Source organism: Cellulosilyticum sp. (assembly GCF_982396655.1).
Map to the genome: position 1 here is coordinate 15,283 of NZ_CEVXFV010000004.1, position 25,716 is coordinate 40,998.

Below are 25,716 nucleotides of genomic sequence, written 5' to 3' on the forward strand. Positions count from 1 at the left end.
CCTCCTAGAATTTGTTAGGCTCTTCGAATGTTTGTCCTTTTGTATCTACTGTAACTGTTTTGATTACAACTGGTGTTTTTGGTTTGTCACCATATGTTGTAGGTGTTTTTGCAATATAATCTACAGTGTCCATGCCCTCAATAACTTTACCAAATGCCGCATAATCACCATCTAAGTGTGGTGCTGCTGCATGCATGATAAAGAATTGTGAACCAGCTGAGTTAGGATTCATCGCACGTGCCATTGAAAGCACACCTCTTGTGTGTTTAAGCTCATTTTTGAAACCATTTGATGCAAATTCACCTTTAATATGGTAACCAGGACCACCCATTCCACTACCTTCTGGGCATCCACCTTGAATCATGAAGCCAGGGATAATACGGTGGAATGTAAGACCATCATAAAATCCTTTTTGAATAAGTGAGATAAAGTTTTTAACGCTTTCTGGTGCAACTTCTGGATAAAGCTCTGCAATAATTTGTGCACCATCTTCCATAGTAAATGTTACAATTGGGTTTTCCATTTTAATTCTCCTTTAATGCTTGTGTTTTGCTAAATGCATCTCTTTAAGCTTATGCATTTTGTAAGAAAGCAATGTATGCTTTTCTCATTTCATATAAATCGGCCTTGCTTGTAATCTCCCAAGGTGCATGCATACTATGAACTGGTACACCGCAGTCAATAACATCCATGCCATAATTTGCAAGAATATATGCAATTGTACCACCTCCACCAAGGTCGATACGTCCGAGTTCTGAAGTTTGCCATGTGACATTATTTTGATCCATAATGTTTCTAAGTTCTGCTACATATTCTGCATTTGCTTCATTTGAACCTGATTTACCTCTTGAACCTGTATATTTGTTAAATACAACCCCTTTACCAAAGTAAGCTGCATTATTTTTCTCAAGTACACTTGGATGATTTGGATCATAGCCTGCTGTAACGTCTGAAGAAAGCATTTTAGAATTTGCAAGTGTTCTTCTTAGTTTTAAGCTAGAGTATTCTCCCACAAGCTCTAATACTTCCGCAACCATATTCTCGAAAAATTTAGATTGCATACCTGAAGCGCCTACACTTCCAATCTCTTCTTTGTCTACAAGTACTGTAGCTGTTGTTTTAATTGGATTCTCAACTTCAAGCTGCGCCTCTAAAGAAGCATAACCACATACACGGTCATCTTGGCCATAACCAATAATCATACTGCGGTCAAGTCCATAGTCGCGTGCTGGACCTGCTGGTACAATTTGTAATTCAGCAGAAACAAGGTCTTCTTCCACTATACCATATTTTTCATGTAGAAGCTTTAAAATATTTGCTTTTACCTTATTTTTTTCTTCTCCTTTAAGTGGTATAGAACCTAAACAAATATTTAAGTCTTCTCCCTTAATAGCTTCACTTAATTTCTTTTGCATTTGTTCGCTGGCTAAGTGAATAAGAAGGTCTGAAATACCTACTACTGGATCTTGTTCATCTTCACCAACTGTAATATTAACAACTTCACCACTTTGTTTCACAACTACACCATGAATCGCAAGTGGTAATGATACCCATTGATATTTTTTAACACCACCATAGTAGTGTGTTTTAAACATTGCAAAATCTGTATCTTCATAAAGTGGATTTGGTTTAAGATCTAGACGTGGTGAGTCTAAATGTGCTCCTAATAAATTAAGACCTTCTGAAAGTGGTCTTTGGCCAATGCAAAATAGAATTAATGTTTTATCTTTATAGTTGGCATAAACTTTATCACCTGCTGTAAGTTTTGCATCTTTGCCAATAAGCGTTTCAATATTACGATAGCCAGCCTCTTCTGCTTGTTTTACCATACTACGTACACACTCACGTTCTGTTTTATTATACGAAATAAACTTTCTATAACGTTCACCATATGCAAATAATGCTTCTAAATCTGCTTCAGTATACTCCTCCCATACATTTTTATACTCTTTTTTTAACTCATTTATGTTATCTGACATAATTTCCTCCTTAGATAATAATAAAATATTATACCATATTACATAATTATATATCAAACTCTATTCTACTGTATAGTATAAGTTAGGTTTTTCAAATTATACATGGATTAAATCATAAAAAAAAGATAACATAATTCTATTGCTTTTTTATATCTATTTAATAATATTCTACTGTTACAATCTTACCTAGATGAATTAAAATCTCTTGTAGGCGTTTTAAAACATTTAATTTAATACTTAATGCATCTGGAAAGTCTGGGTTTTGATGGGCAGGATTAATGGCTTGCCCTACTAAAAACTTAATATGGGTGCAATCTTCAAACAGCATTCTAGCTAACTTTGAAGCACCATCTTGCCCATATAAAAACTCTAAATCATTACTATTTTTTACTTTTTCTAGTTTTTCAATAGCTGCGCCCATGGTTAGTACACCTTCTGTTACCAAGTCAATCCCATCCATATAACCAATAGGTGGAATATTACGATCAATCATCTCTATATTTGTCCTTACTTCACGTCCTAGAATTCTAGAAGCAATATTGGCGGCTGTCCCACCACAAATAATTTTCTTGCCTTTGCTATGCATGAGTGTCTGAATAAGCCGTTCGTCATTTTCCTTATTTTTAGGAGGGCCTGAAAATAATACAGCTTCTTTAGGTTTAATGGCCTGGATTGTTGCAACAGTTGTATCATCTCCAGGCTGATTAATATAAAGGTCTTCACATACACCTAATAATAAAGACGTAATCTTTTTGGAATGCAGATTAGAAACATTTAAACTCTGTAAGTAATTAGCAACCTCTGGCCAGCTCCATCCTAAGTTTAATACCATTCCCACACCTGCATGAATGACACCATCACTTACAAAGACCAAAGTATCCTTTTCTTCTAAGGTAAGGTGACTTTCTTTAATCAGTCTCCCATTAATTTCTTTTGTTTGCCCCTCAAGCTCCTGTATTTTTCCATTTCTAAGGAAGAATACACCTGGATTATCAAATTCTGCAATATACACCATTCCTTCCTTATCTACTTTCACAATAGTAAAGGTGGAATAAGCCAATTTTCTTACTGAACACACCGGAAGTGTATGTATCATTGTATCCACTACTTCTTCTATCGAAAGGCCATCCTTTAACATAGTAATTGCAATCTTAGCCGTCAGGGTTGCTAAAATATTAGCCTTCACCCCACTACCTAAGCCATCTGAAAGCACTGCAATAAAACCATCCTGCTCATTAAAAAATTCTACTTTATCTCCACATAGTTCCTCCCCATGCTTATTTAAACTTCCTGTCGCAAAATCCATAAAAAATTTCATTTTCCCAAATCCTCTTCCTCTTGTATTAATTTTTTAAGCTTAGTAAGTGTTACCTTCGTTTCAGCTGTTGTCTCTCCTAATAAGCTAGCAATTTCTTGTGCTACTGTCATTTGCTTATTAATAACCTGTTGTGCCATATCAATGGCTTCTATCTTCATATTTTGTATTTGCTTTGCCATTTTTTCATCTCTTGTAATATCATTGGCAATCCACAACATCACCTGATGATAGTCACTCCAAATAATGCTTTCTATTACAGTAGCTTCTTTTTGCCCTACATTATTTTTATGATTTAAAATACCTTGCTTTGTCGCTCTGACCTTTTCAAATAATGATACAGGTAATATTGTCTGTATATTTTCATGAACTAGGTTTTCCCCATAAGTACAAAAGAAATGTTTTGCTGCAGGATTAACCTCTAAAATTTCTAGATTTTTATCTACCATAATAATCATATTCGGCGTCGTTTCAAAAATTACATTCGTTAATGTTTCTGCCTTTTGACGCATAAAAGGCAAGCACATAGTAGCTTCAGCAATACCATTATAAACAGCTACTGCCTTTTCTCTACATGTGTGATAACCGCAACTTCCACAATTTAATTCATCCAGCTTCGTCTCCTTACCTATACTGCTTAATATAGCTTCAATCTCTTCTTCAGTTGGCATTTTAAGTTCCTTCTTTAAATTTGGAAAATCCTTATGCAGATCAATAGTTACCTTGGTTTCATCTTTTTCTTCCTCTAATACTTTAGAATTTTCCCATTGGGCATAGTCTTTCACCCGCTCACTACGCTCATAAATATTGGTACCATCTTGTGGCATTCCTGCGCCGGCTAAGCAGCTATGACGACAACCATGTACTTCTAATAGTGTATTTTTAAACCCACCATTTTTGATATAAGCAATCATATCAATACATTCATCTATGCCATGAATCTTTAAAATCCTTCTTGGCATCTCTTTAGGATTAATCTTCCTTGTGACACCACCTACTATTGGATAACCTCGCTGCCTTTTATTAATTTGGTCAAAGGGGGTTTCTTCTAATTCCCACACATTAATTTTTTCCTTTTCAAACCAATGAAACAGTTCCTCAAATGTTAAGACCGCATCCAAATCTTTTTCTTCAATACCTTCTATCTTCTTAGATATACAAGGTCCTATAAAAACAATCTTAGCCTCTTCCCCGTACTTCTGTTTTAAGAGTTTGGCATGACAAGTTGCCGGAGAAATAACTGGAATCAAATAAGGCAACATTTCTGGATAATGCTTTTGAATAAGTGCATTGACTGTGGGGCAGCAACTTGTAATATAGCACTGCTCCCCTGGCATATTTCCAAATACACCATAAGTCTGTGTCACTAAATCCGCACCCACGACAGTCTCTTCTACACTGCTAAAACCTAGCTGGCGAAGTCCTGTTATTAAACGGCGACTCTTATTTTCAAAAAGTGCCGCAAAGGCTGGTGCCACAGAAGCTACAACCTTCTTCCCTTGATTTAAGTAAGTTTTTACAATTTCAACCTCTGATTTGACCTGCTTTGCATTTTGAGGACATACCTTTAAGCATTTCCCACAACCAATACAACGTTCCTTCATAATTTTAGCCTGCTCATCTTTAACTTCTATAGCATGCACAGGGCAAGCCCTAGCACATGCATAGCAGTTTTTACAATTTGCTTTTGAAAAATTAATAATCCACATATTGCTCTCTCCTCTTACAATACGTCTTTTAAGGAACTAATTCCTTCATAAATATTTCTTCTGCATTTTCCTTATTTACGGAAAATATTTGACCATCCCAGCGTACAACTACAACAGCTTGCATACAATTTCCTGTACAAAAAGCCCCACTTAATTCTACTAGATTTTCTAAATGATTCTCTGCTATTAAGCGTTTAAAAATCTCAATGACATCATATGAACCTTTGAGATGACAAGCACTCCCTATACAAATTTTAATTGTTTTCATGTCTTCTCCTCTTATATAATATTAAATAAAGGGGCTACACGCCTTGTGCATCCCCTATTTCTTTAAATACGTTTTTTTTCTTTATAATAAGTGTGTAAAAGTTCATGAGCCTTATGACTTAATGGCGCTTTCAAATAACAATCATAAAGTTCTAGGACCTCTGGATTTTCATGAGATTTACGCATATCATTTGCCTTATCATCTGCATAAAGTGCCTGACGACGTTTTTGTAAAATTTCAGCATCTCCATGGTGATAAGGTTGCCCTGCACCGCCAATACAACCTCCAGGACAAGCCATCACTTCTATTGCATGCAGTTTTCTTGGATTACCATTTCTAATTTCATCCATCAAAACTCTTGCATTACCTAATCCATGTGCAATCCCAATATTTAAATTCATATCTCCAATTGGTACGGTGGCAACACGTATTCCCTCAAAACCTCGGAGTGCTTCAAACTCCAATCGCTCTAATGTCTTTCCCGTTATTTTCTCATAAGCAGTACGAACAGCAGCTTCTATCACCCCCCCTGTCGTCCCAAAGATTACAGCAGCACCTGTGCCTTCACCTAACGGCCTATCAAAGTCCTCCTCTGGTAAGGTTTCAAAATCAATATTCATCTGCTTAATAAGATGTGCAAGTTCCCTCGTAGAAATACTAATATCTACATCACTATTAAATTCTTCTCGTTTCACCTCATATTTCTTAGCTAAACATGGCATAACAGAAACAACTACCATATCTTCTCTTGGAATATTCATCTTCTCTGAGAAATAAGACTTAGCAATAGCCCCAAAAATTTGTTGTGGCGAACGTGCTGTAGATGGTAAGTCTAATAAATCACTGTACTGAGTTTCAAAGAAATTAACCCATGCGGGACAGCAACTCGTTAAGATAGGAAGCCTTACACTTTGATCTCCTTTTGTTACCTTTTCTATACGATCAATAAGCTCTGCTCCTTCTTCCATAATTGTTACATCTGCCGCAAAATCTGTATCAAAAACATAGTCAAATCCCATACGTTTTAAAGCAGCTACCATTTTACCTGTTATGAGGGTACCTGCCGGCCAATCAAATTCTTCACCTAATGCTGCTCTTACAGCCGGTGCTACTTGTACAATAACCGTTTTATGTGGATTTGCAAGTGCTTTGTAAACATCATTAATATTTTCTTTTTCTGTAAGTGCCCCCGTTGGACAAACGGCTACACATTGCCCACAGTGGGTACAGACTGTCTCCATAATTGGTGTCCCAAAAGCTGTTCCTACAATAGCCTTAAACCCTCTATCTACACCGGCTAGGACTCCTACACTCTGCACTTTATTACACATCGCTTCACACCGTCTGCACATAATGCATTTATCCATATCCCTTACAAGAGAAAAACTACAGTCCATAGAATAGGTAGATTGCTCCCCATTTGTACCTATTTCAATCTGACGAAGTCCAAACTTTTCTGCTAGGTTTTGCAGTTCACAGTCTCCTGATTTAACACAGGATAGGCAATCTTTAGGGTGGTCCGACAAAAGTAATTCCAACACTGTTTTTCTGGCTTTCAACACACGCATTGTATTGGTTTTTACCACCATTCCTTCCATAACAGGTGTGGCGCAGGCCGGCGCTAGATTTCTCCTACCTTCTACTTCTACTACACAAATCCTGCAAGAAGCAGCTTTACTTTCCATTTGCGTGCCATGTAAATTTAAATAACATAACGTAGGAATATCTACTTTGGCAAGCCTTGCTGCTTCTAACACAGTGCTACCTGCTGGTACTCCTACGGTAATTCCATCAATGGTGACTTTAACTTGTGCCATATATGCCTTCCCCCTCTTCTAACCTTTTATAATGGCGCCAAATTTACATTTATTCATACATGCACCACATTTAATACATTTACTTTGATCAATGCTATGTTTATGTTTTACACTGCCTGTAATCGCACCTACAGGACAGTTTCTTGCACAAGCTGTACAGCCAATACATTTATCTGTAATTTGATAAGAAAGTAATGCTGTACATTGACCTGATGGACATTTTTTATCCTTTACATGGGCAATATATTCATCTCTAAATACCTTAAGGGTAGATAGTACAGGATTAGGCGCAGTCTGACCAAGTCCGCATAAAGCAGTATCTTTTATAATCTGACCTAACGCTTCAAGCTGCTCTAAATCTTCCTTGGTTCCCTTGCCAGCTACGATTTTTTCAAGCATTTCAAGGAGCCTTTTTGTTCCTACTCGGCAAGGTGTACATTTACCACAAGATTCTTCCGCTGTAAATTCTAGATAAAATTTAGCAACAGCTGGCATACAGTCATCTTCATCCATGACAATCATACCACCTGACCCCATCATTGAGCCTTTTGCAATAAGGTTGTCAAAATCTATAGGCGTATCCAAGTCTTTTTCTGTTAGACAACCGCCAGAAGGCCCCCCTGTCTGAACAGCTTTAAATTTCTTACCATCCTTAATGCCACCACCAATATCATAAATAACTTCCCTGAGTGTAATCCCCATAGGTACCTCAATTAGACCTACATTATTAATTTTTCCTGCTAGAGCAAATACCTTGGTTCCTTTAGATTTTTCTGTACCGATCTTATTAAACCAATCTGCTCCTTTCAAGAAAATTACAGGGATATTTGCAAAGGTTTCTACATTGTTAACATTAGTCGGTTTACCCCAATAACCACTTGCTGCTGGAAATGGTGGTTTTGTAGTAGGTTCGCCACGCTTACCTTCCATAGAATGAATCAGTGCTGTCTCTTCTCCACATACAAAAGCACCTGCGCCAAAACGTATTTCTATGTCAAAACTGAAGTTAGTACCTAGTATATTTTTGCCTAATAAACCATATTCCCTAGCTGATGAAATAGCTGATTCCAATCGCTTAATAGCTAATGGATATTCTGCCCGAATATAAACAAGGCCTTGAGTTGCCCCTATAGCATAGCCACAAATCGCCATAGCTTCTACTACAGAGTTCGGGTCGCCTTCTAGAATAGAACGATCCATGAAAGCACCAGGATCGCCTTCATCTGCATTACAAACTACATATTTCTGATTTGATTGATTTTTATAAGCAAACTCCCATTTCAAACCAGTAGGAAAACCGCCACCGCCACGACCACGCAGTCCTGATGCCTTCACTTCATTAATAACATCTTCTTGTGACATGGTAAGCACCTTGGCCAGTGCAGCATATCCATCTCTAGCGATATACTCTTCAATATTAGTTGGATCAATGAAACCACAGTTTCTAAGCGCTACACGCATTTGTTTTTTATAAAATTCCATATGCTTTGAATCACTAATATGTGTATTAGTCGTAGGATCTGTATAAAGCAATCTTGCCACCTTACGTCCTTTTACAATATGTTCTTTTACAATATCCTCTGCATCTTCTGGTTTAACTTGTACATAAAACGTATTATCAGGTAATATCTTTACAACAGGTCCTTTCTCACAAAAGCCAAAGCAGCCTGTTCTCAGCACTTGTACCGCATTACTCATACCAGCCTCAGCTATGTACTTCTTTAAGTTTGCTACAATTTCAGTAGAATGTGAAGACATGCAGCCAGTTCCACCACATACTAGAATATGCATGGTATACTTAGACATCTTGCGACCTCCCTTATTATTCATCTAGGGATTTATGGCCTGTAGGAATGATTCCCTCTATCATTTCCCCACCTAAAACATGCTTCTCTAATATTTCTAAAGCACGTTGCTTTGTCACATTACCGTATACTACTGCTTCCTTCCCTGGTAACTTAACTTCTACAGTAGGTTCTGCATAGCAATATCCCATACATCCACCTTGTGTAATCACTACATTAGTAAGGTTTCGCTTTGCTACCTCTTCTGCTAAGAAATTCATCACTTCACGTGCACCTGCTGCAATGCCACAAGTGGCCATTGCTACACGAATCACTGCCATTTGTTCTACCTTCTCACCTTTTTCACGTAAGTCTACTTGATTTTTAACCTTTTCTCGCAGCACTTTTAATTCGTCTAAGGACATAATTTTAGGCATGGATGACTTCCCCCTTTAAAATTAGCGATATTCATTTAAAATATTTTTTACCTGTTCTCTAGATGTAATCTTACCATATACTTTATCTCCAATCAGTACAACCGGTGCAAGCCCACACGCTCCTACACACCTTAATGCATCTAATGAAAATACACCATCTTCTGTTGTCTCCCCAATTTGAATGTCTAATTCTTCTTTGAAAGCTTCTAATACTTTGTCTGATCCCCTTACATAACATGCTGTTCCTAAACATACAGAAATCGGATTTTTACCTTTTGGTTTCATTGTAAAAAACGAATAAAAACTTACAACACCATACACTTGTGAAACAGGTACTTCTAGCTTCTTAGCAACAAATTGCTGTACCTCTTTAGGTAAGTAGCCAAATATACCTTGTGCTTTGTGTAATACAGCAATTAATGCGCCCCTTTTCTCCGGTAACTCCTGGATAAATTGTTCTAACTCCTTATATAAGCTTTCTGTTAATTGATTGGTGCAATTTTCACACGCCATGGGTCATCCTCCTCATATAACAATGTTTTTGTTGTTATTTTACTGAATTATTTTCATATTTCTGTCTACTTTATGAAAATAACATAGCCCCACACAGTTGTCAATTAATTCATTTTTTAACAAAGTTTCTTACCAATTTCCTTCTATCTGATTTGTAATTGAACAACTTTGCGTCTTTAGTTTATCAAGTAAAGATTGCACGCGCTTCTCATTTAGTTCTAAAAAATAATTAGCTTCGCTTATATCTTGTAAGTAATGAGCATCTGAAGATATGATAATCTGATGTGCTTTATACTGTTTTGTATATTGCCTCAAATCTGCTGTTTTAGAAATCTCCAAGGTATTAAAAATAGGTTTACTAGGTAATACCCCTAACTGACTTATGATACTATAACTATTTCTATCAATATGTGCTGGATAAATTACACCACCTACTGCTGTAACACATTGAACAATTTCACTAGCAGACCACTTTGTAGCCATCAGCAACAAATCTTCTATTTCACCTATCACCTCATCCTTCTCATTTAAACACTGCTGTCTGCCAAATAATTGAATATTATTTTTAATCTTGGGCATACCTGTTTTAATATAAGCTTCTATCTGCTGTGCAATCTCATAAGATGGAAATAAAGCAATCATGTGAAATTCTTCTTCACATTCTATTTCCATCCCCGCTACTACAAGCAGATCATTATCTTGGCCTACTTTCTGCACTGCCTTACAGTTAAGGCAAGTTTGATGATCTGTAATAGCGATTACATCTAGTCCTTTAAGCTTTGCCATGTTCACAATATTATGTGGGGACATCATTTCATCTCCACACGGTGATGCAGCTGTATGGATATGCAAATCATAATAAACCTTCATAATATTGCCCTACTCTAATAGCCTTGATAATTTGCTTGCCAGTTCAAAACTGCTTTTGCTTGAAGTAAATATAGGAATCTTTTCTTCATTGGCTTTTTCAATTGTATCTGTATTTGGTTCTACCCCCTCTGCTAAAATAATGGCACCAATACCTGTCATTACACCTACTGCTATACTATTCATATGACCTTGCACTGTAATCCATACCTCTTTTGCTTGTGCATGAGCCATTACAAAGCTTAATAGATCCCCCACATAACCACCTTCTATGGGCTCATCTAATCCGCCCTCACCCCCTAATAATTTAATTTCCATCCCATTCATCATTTCTCTTACTGTCATTTAACTTCCACCTTTCATTTTTTCACTATCTGTTGGAATAACCGTTTGAGTTAACCTGTACATTTGATCAGATAATTCCTTAATTTTTTCACGTAAAATAAAAATGCATTCTTCAATATTAGACTTTTGCATCACTACATCCTCTGCAAAGCACCTACATGTAGGTGCACCACATGAACCACAATCTATTTGAGGTAACCTTTTATAAAGATTTTCAATATCCGTCATTTTCTCTAGTGCCTTATTGACATCATTATCTAATGTAAACACCAGTCTTGGCGATAAATCTTTTTCAAAACCATATGGTATTTTTCCTAAATGCTCCTGTAACTGTTTCCTATTAAGTGCCGTTTCCATCTTATTGTTACTCTCCTCATCAATCCATTTCTTTAAAGTATTACGACTCATAAAAGCATTTTCTATATTTAAAACGCCACCTAAACAACCACCGATACATGCTAAAGCCTCTATATAAGCAACCTGATTTAATGTCCCATCCTCTACCTTTTCTAAAATACCAATCACATTATCCATACCATCTACTGAAATATGATTTTTAATTCTTACTTCATCTACACCGCCAGTACGCATAGCCCAGGCAATTCCCTTCGAACCACTTTGCCGTCTTGCCCCTTTATACGTTGGGTGACCTAATATATTTAAAATCTGCTTATATAAACTTTGTATAGAAAAAACTCCATCCACAGCCGAACTTTCAATTCCCTTAGGCCGATGAATATCAGTTGCTTTTGCAGGACATGGGGAAATAAAAAATACACCAACCTCCCCCTGCCCTATTCCTTTTTCTGCATATTGCTGCTTTATAAAGCGTGCTGCCAATTCCATAGGTGAAATAATCGGTAAAATATGATGAATAAGTGAGGGAAATCGCCGCTGAATGAGGCGTATAATAACAGGGCAAGCAGAAGAAATTACAGGAAACGTTTGAGCTGTCTGTAAATACTCATAAGTATATTTTGAAATCATTTCTCCTGCTGCTGCCACTTCAAAGACTTCTGTAAAACCTATTTCATATAAAGCATCTAAAATGCTGGTAATTTGTTGAGCCTTAGGAAATTGTCCATACAACGACGGCGCTGGCAATGCCACCTTATACTTAAACTGATTCATTAAACTTATATCATCTGTCACTGCCTTCTTAGCGCCATTTCTACAGATTCGAATACAATTTCCACAATCTATACAACGTTCTTCAATAATAGTTGCTTTAGAACCTCTTACACGTATTGCCTCTGTTGGGCATCTTTTAATACAATCTGTACATCCAATGCATCGTCCTTGGTCTAAGGTTACTGAATGACTATGCACTTTTTCACCTCCTATTTCGGCATTAAAAGCACCTTAATCCTCACAGTTGTACCTTTTCCCCACTTTGAAGTGATATTCAATTCATCACTATATTTTTTAATATTAGGCAGTCCCATTCCTGCTCCAAATCCTAACTCCCTAATATGTGCAGGTGCAGTCGAATAACCTTCCTTCATAGCAAGTGCAATATCTGGTATACCTGGGCCCTCATCTTTAAGCACGATTTCCACATATTCGCTTGTTAATACCACATCTATTTCTCCGCCCTTGCCATGAATGACCATATTCATTTCCGCCTCATACATAGCTATAGCTACTTTCCTTACAATCTCTCCACTTATACCAAGCTGCTTTAAAACCCGCTTTACAGCTGCCGAGGCCTCTCCTGCGCGTAGGAAATCTTCTCCATCCACTTCATAATGTAACTGCATCTAATTCTCCCCTTTTTCTCCAAGACCTTTGCTGTATAATTTACCACACGCAATATAAAGTGGCTGTTTGGTAGAGAGCAAACAAATTTGCTTTTCCTTTGCTAGCTGCTGCATATCTTCAGTCGGTACTTTTCCCCTGACAAATACAATACCTTTTATGTCTAACATATCAGCTGTTCGAATAACCTGTAAGTTAATAAGTCCTGTAAGCAATAAAATATGGTCACTAGCAAAAGCCAGCACATCACTCATCAGATCACATCCACAGGCTGCCGAAATATCTTCATCTAATAGTTCTTCCTTTGAAAATACTTGTGCTTCTAGTATTTCTTTGACCTGCCTCAGCTTCATTGTTCTTCCCCCTTTTTATACAGTTTCATAGCTGGTAATGTGACTTCAAATAATCCCGTTAATGGATCTGCAAAAATACGGATTCCGCCTTTTTCTTTAAAAATCGCCTTTGTTTTCTCAAGCCCAATGCCTAGATGAAAATCATTCTGCTTTTGCCCCATAAGTAGTAATCTTGTATAAAGCCACGTATTCACTCTTGTTTGTCTATTTCTAGCTTCCTCCCACTCATGACTCATAGGATTTGTCACCTTTATATATTCCTCTCTAATATAAATCTTAATATATGCTTCATTATTCCAATAATTCCTATGAATGATTGCATTCGTTACAACTTCTAACAACCCTATTTTCGGATATGTACTTGGTAAAATCTTTTCCATTAGTCCTTCAAATTCGTCAATCATATTAAAAATATTTCCCCCGATAGCCTTTAACTGATTTGCCGTTTCTACCTCTAATACTGCTTGTGGAATATACATCTGTGGTAATATTCCAAATAAAAGTAAACCACCATAAGTTGGATAGTAAGACTCTTTTTCTAAATCTACTGTTATAATTCCTAATGCTTCTAAAAGTGTTTTATTTTCGCCTATTCCTCCCTGCAAATGTCCTATATGCTTTTTTATAAGGTTTTCATTTAAGTCTGCGAGGTTACTATTCCTACATGGCACATTTTCAAAACTCAACATACCATACTGTTGTAACATATTGGCAATCTCATGTCTCGTTGCTCGTCCTGTTGTAGAACCTCTCCGAATATAAAAGGCCCCCGTCATTAACATCTGATGTGGAACCTGCATGCTTTTATAAATGGTAATTACACCCAGCTTCTTTCCCTCATAAGCAATCATGTCAAAAGCAATCGGTACAGGCGGCATGCTCCTATTCGCAATAATCTGTTGCAATCTCTCTTCAATATTTTCAGGAACATCTTCTATGCCTACAACCTCCCTTGTCTTGTCCTTAACGCCAAAAATTATGTATCCTCTTCCGCCCGGTGTATTTGCCATGGCAATAATATCTCTTACCAATTCCTTTTTCTCAGAATCCAATTCAATAGATAGTTTTAGTTTAAAATCTAGCTTAAAGCTTTCTTCTTGCTTTAAAAGATGCTTTACTTTATTTGTATTCATCTTTCCCCTCCTGTATGTCCATTTCATGAAGATTAATATTCACTTTCCTTGCTTTTTACATATACTGTAATAAGTTTATTTTTAACTTCCAGGAGGTATGTATGTCCAAGAAAAATAAAGATCCAGAAGCTTATCTACGTTTCTTTCATATTGCCTGCTTTACCCCTTCTATAGATGTCTACATTGATGGTAAAAAATATTATTCAGATGTCCTATACGAAGACTTCACTCATTATAAACTGCACACCTATGGTGAGCATCAAGTCATACTTACCCTTAATCATTCAACAGAGCCTATTTATGAACGTACAATCTCTCTTAGTGCCTATAAAATTTATACACTTATCTTATTAACAGATCCTAAACATCGTGACCGTATAGGACTTTATCTGATAGAAGATGTCACACGCGGTATTCCTACTGGTCACTGCATGTGCCGCATCGGTCACTTTAATTACAGCACCTCCCTCCTAGACCTTAGATTTACTAGTCCAGAAAAAAAAGATATTTATAAAAAGGTCTCTTGCTATGAAATGACACCTTATTTTCCACTACTTCCTAATACCTATACTCTTAATATATTAGTTAATTTAACACAAAAACCATTTCTAGAGCTTAATAACTTAGAACTTAAATTAGAACGCTTTTATACACTTTATATAATTGGCAATAAAAAAGAGGAGACACCACCACAGATTATATTATCTATTGATGGTAACTCCTATTTACATTTAACCAAGCCTACCGATTAAACACATGCTTTATTTAAATTTCTTTTTCTTATTTTTAGGTTTAAATCCATTTTTTGTACTTGTCTTACTTTTACCTACTGCTTTTTCCTTATTAGGCTTAGCTTTAATACTTTTAGTGTTCTTTCTATTGTGTGCAGCTTCTTTTAAAAGTTTAGCTTTCTTTGCCTCTGCTTCTTTTGTACCACCTTTACGTACAGAATAACCAAAGGTTCCTAATGGTTCACCTAATGTAAGGTAAGTTCCATGAGAATAGGCAATTAGATCACTATCATTGAGATGGAACTTACCTTTTTCATCCATAAATTCTTCATTCACATAGATATTTAATACCTTTGCTATAAACATATCATGTGAGCCTAATTCTTTAATCTCGGTCACTTCACAAACTATACTTACAGGACTTTCACCAATCATTGGACACTTTGTATCTTCATCCCAGATAGGAGTTAGTCCCATTTCTTTGAATTTATCGTAATCACGGCCACTTTTTACACCACAATAATCCGTTGCATAAGCTAAATCTCTCGTTGTAAGGTTGATTACAAAATAACCTGTTTCCTTAATAATATTATAAGAAAATCTAGAAGGTCTTAGTGAGATATAAGTCATAGCTGGATTTGTACAAATAGTTCCTGTCCAACCGACAGTAACAATATTAGTACGCTCTAAATCACCACAACTAATCATAGCTGCTGGAATAGGATACACCATATTACCGGCTTTCCACTTTTGTTTTTTTATTTTTTTCATCTTTTAAATCCTTTCAATCTATATAACTTTAGCATATCAATATATTAGTGGTATTTCAAGTCTACACATTCGCAACTACACCAATAAACCATCCAATCAAGTTTACAGTCATATGCACTATGATAGAGCTTTGTAGTTTATTTGTTTTTTCCTTAATAGTTCCTAAAAGTATTCCCATTATACTAGCATATATCTTTTGTAAGGCTAAACTATGCAAGCTCCCAAATAATAAAGCCTGTGCAAGTATTGCAATCACTGGATTAAATTCTCTTTTAACAAATGATTGTACTTTTCCTCTAAATACATATTCTTCTAAAACAGGTGCCATAACAACAATTACAATAAAGTTTAAAATAGGTTCACTATGATCAAACATCTCACTAATTGCACTATAGCCCGGGAAATAAGGTAACAATATTAAATTAATACCTATACATATTCCGTATAATAAAACACCTATCCCTATATAAGCAAAAATTTCTTTCATACCTAACCAAATTCTATGCATTTCAAACTGCTTATTTTTATAATCAACTCCCAGTACCACCCCTAGACATACTAGCTGTGATACTAAATTTAATGCATAATGATGGGCACTATAGAAACTTTCATAAGCTGTTTTTCCTACTATTAAATAAGTGAGATTTCCTACTAAAAGCTGACTTCCTATAAACCATAGTAGCATTAAAATCACATAACCAATGACTTCTATTTTTTTATAATGTCGCATAATGCTCCTCCTAACACACATATCCTATTATCTTCACAATAAAAAGGCCTACCAAAAAGTAGGCCTTTTTATTATTGTTGTTGTTCTGGTTTTTCTACTAACACTTTATGTGATAAATTGATGCGACCTTGTTTGTCAATTTCAATAACTTTTACTTCAATTGGATCGCCAACATTTACAACATCCTCTACTTTTGCAATACGTTCATGTGCAAGTTGAGAAATGTGTACAAGACCCTCTTTACCTGGTGCAATTTCTACGAATGCACCAAAGTTCATAAGGCGTACTACTTTACCCATGAATACTTGACCTTCTTCAACAGGTTTTGCGATACCTTCAATCATTTTAATAGCTTGCTGTGCTTTATCTGCATCTGCACCACAGATAAATACACGCCCATCATCTTCTATATCAATTTTAACACCAGTTTCTTCAATAATACGGTTAATCATTTTACCCTTTGGTCCAATTACTTCGCTAATTTTCTCTGGGTCAATAGTAATTTGTGTAATAACTGGTGCGTATGGTGATAAATGATTACGTACAGCTGGAATGGCTTTTAACATAACATCATCAATAATATGGTAACGTGCTTGTCTTGTATTTTCTAAAGCACCTTTAATAATTTCTGGTGTTAAACCTTGGATTTTCATATCCATTTGGATAGCTGTAATCCCTTTGTGTGTACCACCTACTTTAAAGTCCATATCTCCAAAGAAGTCTTCTAATCCTTGAATATCTGTAAGAAGTACGAAATCATCATCTGTTTCTCCTGTTACAAGACCTACTGAAATACCTGCAACAGGTGCTGTAATAGGTACACCTGCAGCCATAAGTGCAAGTGTTGAACCACAGATACTAGCTTGTGATGTTGAACCATTTGAGCTAAGTACTTCTGATACTGTACGAATTGCATATGGGAATTCTGCTTCTGTTGGAAGTACTGGTACAAGTGCGCGTTCTGCAAGTGCTCCATGTCCAATCTCACGACGTCCTGGTGCACGTGGTGCACGTGCTTCCCCTACTGAATATGGTGGGAAGTTATAATGATGCATATAACGTTTAGAAACCTCTAATTCATCTAAGCCATCAAGTACTTGCATTTCTGATAATGCAGCAAGTGTTGCAACTGTAAGAACTTGAGTTTGACCTCTTGTGAAAAGACCTGTACCATGTGCTCTAGGAAGTAAATCTACTTCTGCAGCAAGGTGTCTAATTTCATCAAGTTTACGACCATCTGGACGTTTATGGTCTTTTAAAATCATCTTACGCACAGTTTTCTTTTCAAATTGATAAAATGCATCTTCTAAATACTCAAGGTAATCTTCTTTACCAGCTTCAGTTAATTTTTCAGTAACTAACTCTTTAAGTACTTTAAGTTGTTTTTCTCTAGTTTGTTTATCATCTGTAAAAACAGCTACTTCCATTTCTTCTGAACCAATGTAAGAAGTAATTTCATTGTAAATCTCTTCTGGTACAGCAAATCTCACATAATCCATTGCTTTTTCTTTACCACAATCATCTTTTATACTTTGGATGAATGATACCACTTGTTGGTTAAAGTCATGTGCCTTCATAATCGCATCATACATTACATCATCTGCAACTTCATTAGCACCTGCTTCAATCATCATTACTTTATCTTTTGTAGAAGATACTGTTAAAGCTAAATCTGATTTTTGACGCTCGGCTTGATTTGGATTAAATACAAGTTCACCATCTACAAGACCTACTTGTACAGAACCTACTGGACCCGCAAATGGAATATCTGAAATATCCACTACAAGTGAAGCTGCAATCATAGCTGTCACTTCTGGACTACAATCCTGATCCACAGAAAGAACTGTTGTTGTGATTACAACATCATTTCTATAATCTTTAGGGAATAATGGACGCATTGGACGGTCAATTACCCTTGATGTCAAAATAGCTTTTTCAGATGGTCTTGATTCACGTTTAATAAATCCACCCGGAAGACGTCCTACTGCATAGAACTTTTCTTCATAATTTACACTAAGAGGGAAGAAATCTACTCCTTCTTTAGGTTCTTCACTTGCTACAACTGTCGCAAGAATTACTGTATCACCATAACTTACCATTGCTGATGCATTAGCAAGTTCTGCTACTTTTCCAATCTCTACTGAAAGTTTTCTTCCAGCTAACATGGTTGAATAATTTTTTACCATATTCATTTCTCCTTTCAAGTTATCATTGTAAGAAGTAAGAAGAGAAATTTTTGTTGCGCAATCTTATAGTTCGCTTAAACTGTATTTTATACTCCTATTTTCTTTAAGCAAATTATAACATTGCACACAAAACATCATTCCTCATCTTCTTACAAATTAATTATCATCAACAACATATGTAAAGTATTTTCAAGACTTTTATATATCAAATTCTTTAGAAACTTTACAAAAAAGGGCGGAATACTCCACCCTTTTTAAAATTATTTTCTGATTCCAAGTTGAGCGATGATTGCACGGTATCTTTCGATATCTGTTTTGATTAAGTAGTCAAGAAGACCTCTTCTTTTACCAACCATCATTAATAAACCACGACGTGAGTGGTGATCTTTTTTGTGTGTTCTTAAGTGCTCTGTTAAGTGGTTGATTCTTTCTGTTAATAAAGCAATTTGAACTTCTGGAGACCCAGTGTCTTGTACTTTTCTACCGTATTGAGCAATAATCTCTTGTTTACGTTCTTTTGTCATTGTAATGACCTCCTATAATTTTAAATATTTATGCCAAGCACTAAGATATGGTCGGAGCGTCCGATATCTGAGTACTGGTCGTCAACATGGATTAGTATACCATAAGTAGACTTATTTTGCAAACATCTTTATTAGGAATTAAATATACTTTTTACAGCTATACGATCCTTAGCAATTTGCTGACTTAAGGCATCTACACTTGGGAATTTTTGCTCAGGTCTTATGGCATCATAAAATCTAACTTCTACAGTCTGACCATATATATCTTTATCAAAATTAAATATATGTGTTTCGATCATCTTTTTAGCGCCATTGACCGTAGGATTATATCCTATATTAGTCATTCCCAAATACTCTTTATTATATACAGTTACTTTCGTTGCATATACACCATTTGGTGGATAAACACGATCTGGATCTGCAATCAAATTAATTGTTGGAAAACCAATTGTACGTCCTAATTGTTTTCCCTGTACCACATTCCCTACAATTGTATAGGGATGACCTAACATCTCATTAGCAAGTTCTATATTGCCATCTATAATTAAATTTCTAATAGTCGAACTAGAAATCATTTGGGCATCGTATTTTACTGCTGGTACTACATATACTTCCACTTGATGCTTCTGCCCTAGCTCTTTCAGAAATGTAGGATTCCCTGCCTTATTTTTGCCAAAATAATAATTTTCTCCTACTACTAATACTTTTGCTTTAAGCTGTCTTATTAAAATTTCTTCAAAAAATACTTCTGGTGAAATATTAGCAAAGGCTTTTGTAAATGGGTATTCTATGAGTATATCAAGACCTAAACTTTTTATAATCTGCTTTTTATCTCTACGCGACATAATGAGTGGCTTTGGATGATTTCCGATTACCCAACTCGGATGAGGATAAAAAGAAAAAACGATGGTTTTAAGATGCTTCATCTTACCTTGCTCTTTCGCCACCTGAATTAGCATTTGGTGACCTCTATGTACACCATCAAAATTTCCAAGTACTACCACACTTTCTTCACTTTGACTTACATCAGCAGTTCCATAAATATATTCCATCCTCGTACCTCTCAAACTATTTTTCATACTGCTTTTTTACTATATCATGTTTTTTCCTCGATTAAAAGGCCAGAAAAAATGCCCCTTTCGTAACTTTATACTAAGAGGCTTTCTCCATTATTCATTATAGAACATTTTTTCTACTTGTAAACAGTTCTTTCCTTCATCCCACTTATAAAGCGCAATGAATCTGTTCTTTGTATCATAAATACGAATAAAATCTTGCTTGTAACTTTCTTCAAATGCCACAACCGCATGTAACTTTAATGCATTTCCATTATATAAAAGCCTTTCTAAAGATGGTTTCACTGTACATTTAGGTAACTCTTTAAAAATTTCTTCTAAATCCTCAATATATGCTGTAATATTTGCTTTTACTGCTTCAAGTTCAGCAAGTTTTAAACTATCCTTTAGCTCATAATGTCCTACTTTAGTACGTAGTAAAGTCCCCATATGCGCACCACAACCTAGCTTTTCACCAATGTCTGTACAAAGTGTTCGAATATAGGTTCCCTTTGAACAGTGTACACGAATCTTAAATTTATTTTCTACCAATGATTCAATGATTTCACAATCATAGATCTTTACCTGACGTTTAGGACGCTTTACAACTATTCCTTTTCTTGCAAGTTCATATAGTCTGATACCATTCACCTTAATTGCTGAATACATAGGTGGAATTTGCTCATAATCCCCAATGAAGCTTTTTACAACCTCTTCTACTTGTTGCACTGTTACCTCTACTGGGCGTGTTTCTAGAACTTCACCTGTTGCATCTTCTGTCGTTGTGGTGACACCTAAAATAACTTCTGCCTCATAGCATTTATCTGCATCAGTTAAGTAAGGCACAACTTTAGTAGCTGGCCCAATGCATAATGGCAATACCCCTTCTGCTTCAGGGTCTAATGTTCCTGTATGACCTACTCTGCGTTCTCTTAAAATACCTCTTACCTTAGCTACTACATCATGTGATGTATAACCACGTTCTTTATACACATTAATAATTCCGTTTAACATATTTAACCTTTCCTCAGTTACCTTAATTTAGCATTTTAATTCAAAAATAAAAGGCTGCTTAACGCAGCCTTTTATCCATCATTTATTTACTCATAACATCTGAAATCATTTTAGACATTTGCATACCACGTTCGATAGATTCATCTAATCTAAATAAAAATTCAGGTGTATTTCTAAGATTAATACGACGTGCTACTTCTCTACGGATATAACCTTGTGCTTTTGATAAAGCTGCCATTACATCTTGTTTTTTATTTTCTTGAAGAACACTAATATAAACTTTTGCTGTTTTTAAATCATTTGTTGTATCTACTGCTACAACACTAATCATTGCATCTTGTACAGCAGGATCTTTAATCTCACTACGTACAATCTCAGCAATTTCTCTTCTGATTTCTTCGTTAATTCTAGTTAATCTTTGACTTGCCATTTTTATCACTCCTCATTTTTAAGCTACTATAGGCGTAGTAGTTTAAAACTATCTTGGGATTTCTTCCATGATGAATGCTTCTACAGTGTCGCCTTCTTTGATGTCGTTGAATTTCTCAAACATTACACCACATTCGTAACCTGTAGCAACTTCTTTCGCATCATCTTTGAAACGTTTAAGTGAAGTAAGATTTCCTTCGTATACTACGATACCATCACGTACAATACGTACACCAGCATTTCTTACGATTTTACCATCTAATACATAAGCTCCACCAACAGTACCAAGCCCTGATACCTTGAATGTCTGACGAATTTCTGCATGGCCAACAACTTTTTCTACGAATTCAGGGTCAAGCATACCTTTCATAGCAGCTTTAATATCTTCAATTGCGTTATAGATAACACGGTATAAGCGTACATCTACACCTTCATTATCTGCCATTGCTTTTACTGTTGAATCTGGTCTTACATTGAATCCAATGATAATAGCACCTGATGCAGAAGCAAGTTGTACATCTGATTCTGTAATTGTACCTACACCACCATGAATTGTACGAATACGTACTTCTTCATTACTTAATTTTTCTAAACTTTGTTTAACTGCTTCAACTGAACCTTGAACGTCAGCTTTAATAATAATGTTCAGGTCTTTCATTTTACCTTCTTGAATTTGTGTAAACAAGTCATCAAGAGAAACCTTATTTGGTGTTTGCCCAAGCATTTGAACACGACCTTGTGCACGCATTTGTTCTGCTACTTGACGTGCTTGTTTATCACTCTTAGCTACATAGAATAAGTCTCCACCTACTGGAACTTCAGAAAGACCAAGGATTTCTACTGGTGTACTAGGACCAGCTTTTTTCACATTTCTACCTTTATCATCAATCATCGCACGTACACGACCATATGCACATCCTGCAACAATTGGGTCACCTACTTGAAGTGTTCCAGATTGTACAAGTACTGTAGCTACTGGTCCACGCCCTTTGTCAAGTTGTGCTTCGATAATTGTTCCTCTTGCTTTACGTTTTGGATTTGCTTTAAGATCACCCATTTCAGCAACAAGAAGTACCATTTCAAGAAGTGTATCAATACCTTCACCTTTAAGTGCAGATACTGGTACACAGATGATATCTCCACCCCAGTCTTCTACAAGAAGTCCTTGATCTGCAAGTTCTTGTTTTACACGGTCTGGATTTGCACCTGGTTTATCAATTTTGTTCATTGCAACAATGATTTGTACTTCTGCTGCACGTGCATGGTTAATCGCTTCAATTGTTTGTGGCATAACACCGTCATCAGCCGCAACTACAAGAATTGCAATATCTGTAACTTGTGCACCTCTTAAACGCATTGCTGTGAAAGCCTCATGTCCTGGTGTATCTAAGAAAGTGATTTTTTCACCTTTTAAACTTACTTGTGATGCACCAATATGTTGTGTAATACCACCTGCTTCTTTAGCAGTAACATGAGTTGAACGAATTGCATCAAGTAACGATGTTTTACCATGGTCAACGTGACCCATTACTACAACAACTGGAGGACGTTTTTCTAAATCTTTTTCATCATCTATGATTTCTCCAAAGATTTCTTCCATTAAGTCTTTTTCTTCTTCTGGTTCTGTAAGCACATCAAACTCTTCAGCAAGTTCTGTTGCTGTTTCAAAGCTAATTTCTTGGTTAATCATTGCCATGATTCCCTTTTTCATTAGTCTTTTGATAAGTTCTGTTGCTGTTACATCTAATTTATCCGCTAATTCTTTAATAGAAATACTAGCTGGAATTTGAATTATTTTTATTTCATCTTCATTTGTGTCTGGTTGATTATTCTTATTCTCTATCATATCTCTCTCTTTACCTTGTTTTTTTTGTGATTTATTTTTGGCTGGCTCTGTTGTCACTGTTGCGGTTTCTGTGTTGGCCTTATTTGTAACTTCTTTGTAGTAATTCATAACTAGATTTGCCTCTTCATCTTCTAAAGTACTCATATGACTATGTACTTTAAAGCCATATTCGGCTAGTATATCCATAATTTCTTTACTGCTAACATTAAGTTTTTGGGCAACTTCATACACTCTTACTTTCGACATACATCCACCTCCAAATGTGATTACTAACTTTCGCCGATTAATTCCTTAATCTTACGGGCAAAATTTTCATCGACTATTGCAATTACTGCACGTGGGTTTTTACCTACCCTGTCACCGATTTCTTCTTTTGTTCCCCACTGTACACATGGTATGTTACGGTAACTGGTTTTATCATTAAATAATTTTTTTGTATTATTTGATGCATCTGTAGCAACAATTACTAAATAAGCTGTTTGATTAAGTACTGCTTCTTTTGCTGCAAATTCACCTGTCACAAGCTTACCAGCTTTCTGACATAAACTAAGCATTTGATAAATTCTACTGTCCATCGTAAGCCTCAAACTCTTTTCTTAATTCGCCGTAAATAGATTTATCTACTGCCATTTTAAAAGATCTTTCTAATCCTTTATTTTTTTCAGCCTTATTAAGACATTCAACATCTTTACAGATATATGCCCCTCTACCTGGCTTCTTTCCATGAAAATCAAGTGAAAAATTTCCTTCTTGATCTCTTACGATACGAATCATATCTTTTTTATTTTTCATTTCGTTGCAACCTGTACATTTACGCAAAGGAATCTTTCTTGTTTTCATAGATCTTACTCCTCTACAGTTTCTTCTGCTTGCTCAGCTTCTTCTATTTCTTCAGCTTCTTCATTTTGAAGTGCTTCTAACTCTTCAGCTTTTGCACTCTTGATGTCAATTTTCCAACCCGCAAGTTTTGCAGCAAGTCTTACATTTTGACCACCCTTACCAATAGCAAGTGTTAAAATGTTTTCTGGTACGATAACTTTTGCATTTCTTTCGCCTTCAGTTTCCTCAAGCTCTACACTAAGTACTTTAGCTGGGCTAAGTGCTTCTCTGATGAATTCTTTTGGATCTTCGCTCCAATGTACAACGTCAATTTTCTCACCATTTAATTCTTGAACGATGTTATTAATACGTTTACCTTTTTCACCTACACATGCTCCTACTGAATCTACTAATGGGTCATTTGAGTAAACAGCAATTTTTGTACGAGAACCAGCTTCCCTTGCAATACTTTTAATAACAACTGTCCCATCTTTGATTTCTACTACTTCTTGTTCGAAAAGTCTTTTTACGAGTTCTGGATGTGTACGAGAAACTATAACTTGTGCACCTGCGTTTCTATTCTTACCTTCAGCTTTTCCTTCATTTTTATTGAAATCTTTTACTGCTAAAAGATAGAATGCTTTGTATTCGCCGATTCCACCATTTGCTTCCATTTGTGCATCAAAGTTATCATTTGGCATAGCTTCTGATGTTGGAAGTGAAGCTTCTGTGAAATCTAATTGGACAATATAACCATTTTTTTCTTTTCTTAAAACTTTACCTTTAATGATATCGTTTAATTTAACGCTATATTGTTCGTAAACCATTTGTCTTTCGGCTTCTTTAATCTTTTGAATAACAACTTGTTTTGCATTTTGTGCTGCAATACGGCCGAAGTTTTTAGGTGTAATTTCTACATCGATAATGTCATCTAATTCTACCATAGAATTGATTGCTCTTGCATCTGTTAAACCAACTTCTAAAAGTTCGTTATCTACCCAACCATCTTCTACAACAGTTTTTGAAGCATATACTTTAACATCTCCTGTTGTTTCATCAATGTTAATTTTAAGATTTTGTTTACCATTTGTGCTTACGCCAAAATGTTTTTTACAAGCTACTTCAATTGATTGTTTAATGGCATCAATCAGCTTCTCCTTATTAATTCCTTTTGATGCGGCAATTTGCTCAATCGCCATAATAAATTCTTGATTCATTTTAATCCTCCTCCAAGTTTATGCTTAATTCCAAGTGTCGCACATTTTGTGTATCACACATTTTCCCAAACATTCTTATGCTAAATAACTCAGCTTACAGTACATTATTCTCTTGT

General features: G+C 35.8%; 27 protein-coding genes. 1 reads left to right on the top strand and 26 read right to left on the bottom strand.

Going from position 1 to position 25,716, the window contains the following annotated elements; genetic code table 11:
* Positions 1–4: 4 nt before the first annotated feature.
* The 15 genes from AC1VAQ_RS02635 to AC1VAQ_RS02705 all read right to left on the bottom strand — a co-directional run bounded on the left by AC1VAQ_RS02635 (position 5) and on the right by AC1VAQ_RS02705 (position 14,278).
* Positions 5–523, bottom strand: coding sequence for a peptidylprolyl isomerase (locus tag AC1VAQ_RS02635; RefSeq protein ID WP_302595317.1), 519 nt, complete (start codon positions 521–523; stop codon positions 5–7).
* A 49-nt stretch (positions 524–572) separates the two neighbouring features.
* Entirely contained in the window at positions 573–1,979 is a 1,407-nt protein-coding gene (locus AC1VAQ_RS02640; protein WP_302595315.1) for an aminopeptidase, read from the bottom strand.
* Between the two features lie 157 nt (positions 1,980–2,136).
* On the bottom strand, positions 2,137–3,297 hold the full coding sequence (locus AC1VAQ_RS02645) for a SpoIIE family protein phosphatase (RefSeq protein ID WP_302595312.1): 1,161 nt from the start codon (positions 3,295–3,297) through the stop codon (positions 2,137–2,139).
* Complete coding sequence (locus tag AC1VAQ_RS02650) at positions 3,294–5,003, bottom strand: [Fe-Fe] hydrogenase large subunit C-terminal domain-containing protein (RefSeq protein WP_479903442.1); 1,710 nt, start codon at positions 5,001–5,003, stop codon at positions 3,294–3,296. Before AC1VAQ_RS02650 ends, AC1VAQ_RS02645 begins: the two co-directional genes overlap by 4 nt.
* A gap of 28 nt (positions 5,004–5,031) precedes the next feature.
* Positions 5,032–5,271 (bottom strand): (2Fe-2S) ferredoxin domain-containing protein, encoded by a 240-nt coding sequence (locus tag AC1VAQ_RS02655; RefSeq protein ID WP_302595306.1) that lies wholly within the window; start codon positions 5,269–5,271, stop codon positions 5,032–5,034.
* Between the two features lie 62 nt (positions 5,272–5,333).
* Positions 5,334–7,088 (bottom strand): NADH-dependent [FeFe] hydrogenase, group A6, encoded by a 1,755-nt coding sequence (locus AC1VAQ_RS02660; RefSeq protein ID WP_302595304.1) that lies wholly within the window; start codon positions 7,086–7,088, stop codon positions 5,334–5,336.
* 18 nt (positions 7,089–7,106) lie between these two features.
* A complete protein-coding gene (gene nuoF, locus AC1VAQ_RS02665; RefSeq protein ID WP_302595301.1) occupies positions 7,107–8,894 on the bottom strand; it encodes an NADH-quinone oxidoreductase subunit NuoF in 1,788 nt (595 codons plus the stop codon).
* A gap of 16 nt (positions 8,895–8,910) precedes the next feature.
* Positions 8,911–9,309 carry a (2Fe-2S) ferredoxin domain-containing protein gene (locus AC1VAQ_RS02670; RefSeq protein WP_302595299.1) on the bottom strand — a complete coding sequence of 133 codons (399 nt, stop codon included), beginning with the start codon at positions 9,307–9,309 and terminating at the stop codon, positions 8,911–8,913.
* A 21-nt stretch (positions 9,310–9,330) separates the two neighbouring features.
* The gene (locus AC1VAQ_RS02675; protein ID WP_302595298.1) at positions 9,331–9,822 is read right to left on the bottom strand and encodes an NADH-quinone oxidoreductase subunit NuoE family protein; all 492 of its coding nucleotides are present in this window, start codon (positions 9,820–9,822) and stop codon (positions 9,331–9,333) included.
* 129 nt (positions 9,823–9,951) lie between these two features.
* Positions 9,952–10,692, bottom strand: a complete 741-nt coding sequence (locus AC1VAQ_RS02680) for a PHP domain-containing protein (RefSeq protein WP_302595296.1) — start codon at positions 10,690–10,692, stop codon at positions 9,952–9,954.
* A gap of 9 nt (positions 10,693–10,701) precedes the next feature.
* Entirely contained in the window at positions 10,702–11,034 is a 333-nt protein-coding gene (locus tag AC1VAQ_RS02685; protein WP_302595294.1) for a DRTGG domain-containing protein, read from the bottom strand.
* Positions 11,035–12,363 carry a [Fe-Fe] hydrogenase large subunit C-terminal domain-containing protein gene (locus AC1VAQ_RS02690; protein ID WP_302595291.1) on the bottom strand — a complete coding sequence of 443 codons (1,329 nt, stop codon included), beginning with the start codon at positions 12,361–12,363 and terminating at the stop codon, positions 11,035–11,037.
* Between the two features lie 11 nt (positions 12,364–12,374).
* Positions 12,375–12,794: an ATP-binding protein gene (locus AC1VAQ_RS02695; RefSeq protein ID WP_302595288.1), complete on the bottom strand. Its 420-nt coding sequence runs from the start codon at positions 12,792–12,794 to the stop codon at positions 12,375–12,377.
* Positions 12,795–13,145, bottom strand: coding sequence for a hypothetical protein (locus AC1VAQ_RS02700; RefSeq protein ID WP_302595286.1), 351 nt, complete (start codon positions 13,143–13,145; stop codon positions 12,795–12,797).
* The gene (locus AC1VAQ_RS02705) at positions 13,142–14,278 is read right to left on the bottom strand and encodes an AlbA family DNA-binding domain-containing protein (RefSeq protein WP_479903443.1); all 1,137 of its coding nucleotides are present in this window, start codon (positions 14,276–14,278) and stop codon (positions 13,142–13,144) included. The genes AC1VAQ_RS02700 and AC1VAQ_RS02705 overlap by 4 nt, the downstream gene beginning before the upstream one ends.
* Before the next feature lie 101 nt (positions 14,279–14,379).
* Between AC1VAQ_RS02705 and AC1VAQ_RS02710 the strand changes: the two genes are divergently transcribed.
* Entirely contained in the window at positions 14,380–15,030 is a 651-nt protein-coding gene (locus AC1VAQ_RS02710; protein WP_302595282.1) for a DUF4397 domain-containing protein, read from the top strand.
* Between the two features lie 9 nt (positions 15,031–15,039).
* On the opposite strand, the gene AC1VAQ_RS02715 is transcribed toward AC1VAQ_RS02710, so the two are convergent.
* The 11 genes from AC1VAQ_RS02715 to nusA all read right to left on the bottom strand — a co-directional run bounded on the left by AC1VAQ_RS02715 (position 15,040) and on the right by nusA (position 25,600).
* The gene (locus AC1VAQ_RS02715) at positions 15,040–15,771 is read right to left on the bottom strand and encodes a flavin reductase family protein (protein ID WP_302595372.1); all 732 of its coding nucleotides are present in this window, start codon (positions 15,769–15,771) and stop codon (positions 15,040–15,042) included.
* Positions 15,772–15,841: 70 nt separating this feature from the next.
* The gene (locus AC1VAQ_RS02720; RefSeq protein WP_302595279.1) at positions 15,842–16,510 is read right to left on the bottom strand and encodes a CPBP family intramembrane glutamic endopeptidase; all 669 of its coding nucleotides are present in this window, start codon (positions 16,508–16,510) and stop codon (positions 15,842–15,844) included.
* Between the two features lie 71 nt (positions 16,511–16,581).
* Positions 16,582–18,696 (bottom strand): polyribonucleotide nucleotidyltransferase, encoded by a 2,115-nt coding sequence (locus AC1VAQ_RS02725; protein WP_302595276.1) that lies wholly within the window; start codon positions 18,694–18,696, stop codon positions 16,582–16,584.
* Between the two features lie 260 nt (positions 18,697–18,956).
* The gene (gene rpsO, locus AC1VAQ_RS02730) at positions 18,957–19,220 is read right to left on the bottom strand and encodes a 30S ribosomal protein S15 (RefSeq protein ID WP_302595274.1); all 264 of its coding nucleotides are present in this window, start codon (positions 19,218–19,220) and stop codon (positions 18,957–18,959) included.
* A 131-nt stretch (positions 19,221–19,351) separates the two neighbouring features.
* Positions 19,352–20,272, bottom strand: coding sequence for a bifunctional riboflavin kinase/FAD synthetase (locus AC1VAQ_RS02735; protein WP_302595271.1), 921 nt, complete (start codon positions 20,270–20,272; stop codon positions 19,352–19,354).
* A 117-nt stretch (positions 20,273–20,389) separates the two neighbouring features.
* Positions 20,390–21,289 (bottom strand): tRNA pseudouridine(55) synthase TruB, encoded by a 900-nt coding sequence (gene truB / locus AC1VAQ_RS02740; RefSeq protein WP_302595270.1) that lies wholly within the window; start codon positions 21,287–21,289, stop codon positions 20,390–20,392.
* 82 nt (positions 21,290–21,371) lie between these two features.
* On the bottom strand, positions 21,372–21,725 hold the full coding sequence (rbfA, locus tag AC1VAQ_RS02745) for a 30S ribosome-binding factor RbfA (protein WP_479903454.1): 354 nt from the start codon (positions 21,723–21,725) through the stop codon (positions 21,372–21,374).
* Between the two features lie 42 nt (positions 21,726–21,767).
* The gene (infB, locus tag AC1VAQ_RS02750; RefSeq protein ID WP_302595265.1) at positions 21,768–23,810 is read right to left on the bottom strand and encodes a translation initiation factor IF-2; all 2,043 of its coding nucleotides are present in this window, start codon (positions 23,808–23,810) and stop codon (positions 21,768–21,770) included.
* Positions 23,811–23,833: 23 nt separating this feature from the next.
* Positions 23,834–24,139, bottom strand: a complete 306-nt coding sequence (locus AC1VAQ_RS02755) for a L7Ae/L30e/S12e/Gadd45 family ribosomal protein (RefSeq protein ID WP_302595264.1) — start codon at positions 24,137–24,139, stop codon at positions 23,834–23,836.
* Complete coding sequence (gene rnpM, locus AC1VAQ_RS02760; protein ID WP_302595261.1) at positions 24,129–24,404, bottom strand: RNase P modulator RnpM; 276 nt, start codon at positions 24,402–24,404, stop codon at positions 24,129–24,131. The genes AC1VAQ_RS02755 and rnpM overlap by 11 nt, the downstream gene beginning before the upstream one ends.
* Before the next feature lie 5 nt (positions 24,405–24,409).
* Entirely contained in the window at positions 24,410–25,600 is a 1,191-nt protein-coding gene (nusA, locus tag AC1VAQ_RS02765; RefSeq protein ID WP_302595259.1) for a transcription termination factor NusA, read from the bottom strand.
* Positions 25,601–25,716 lie beyond the last annotated feature (116 nt).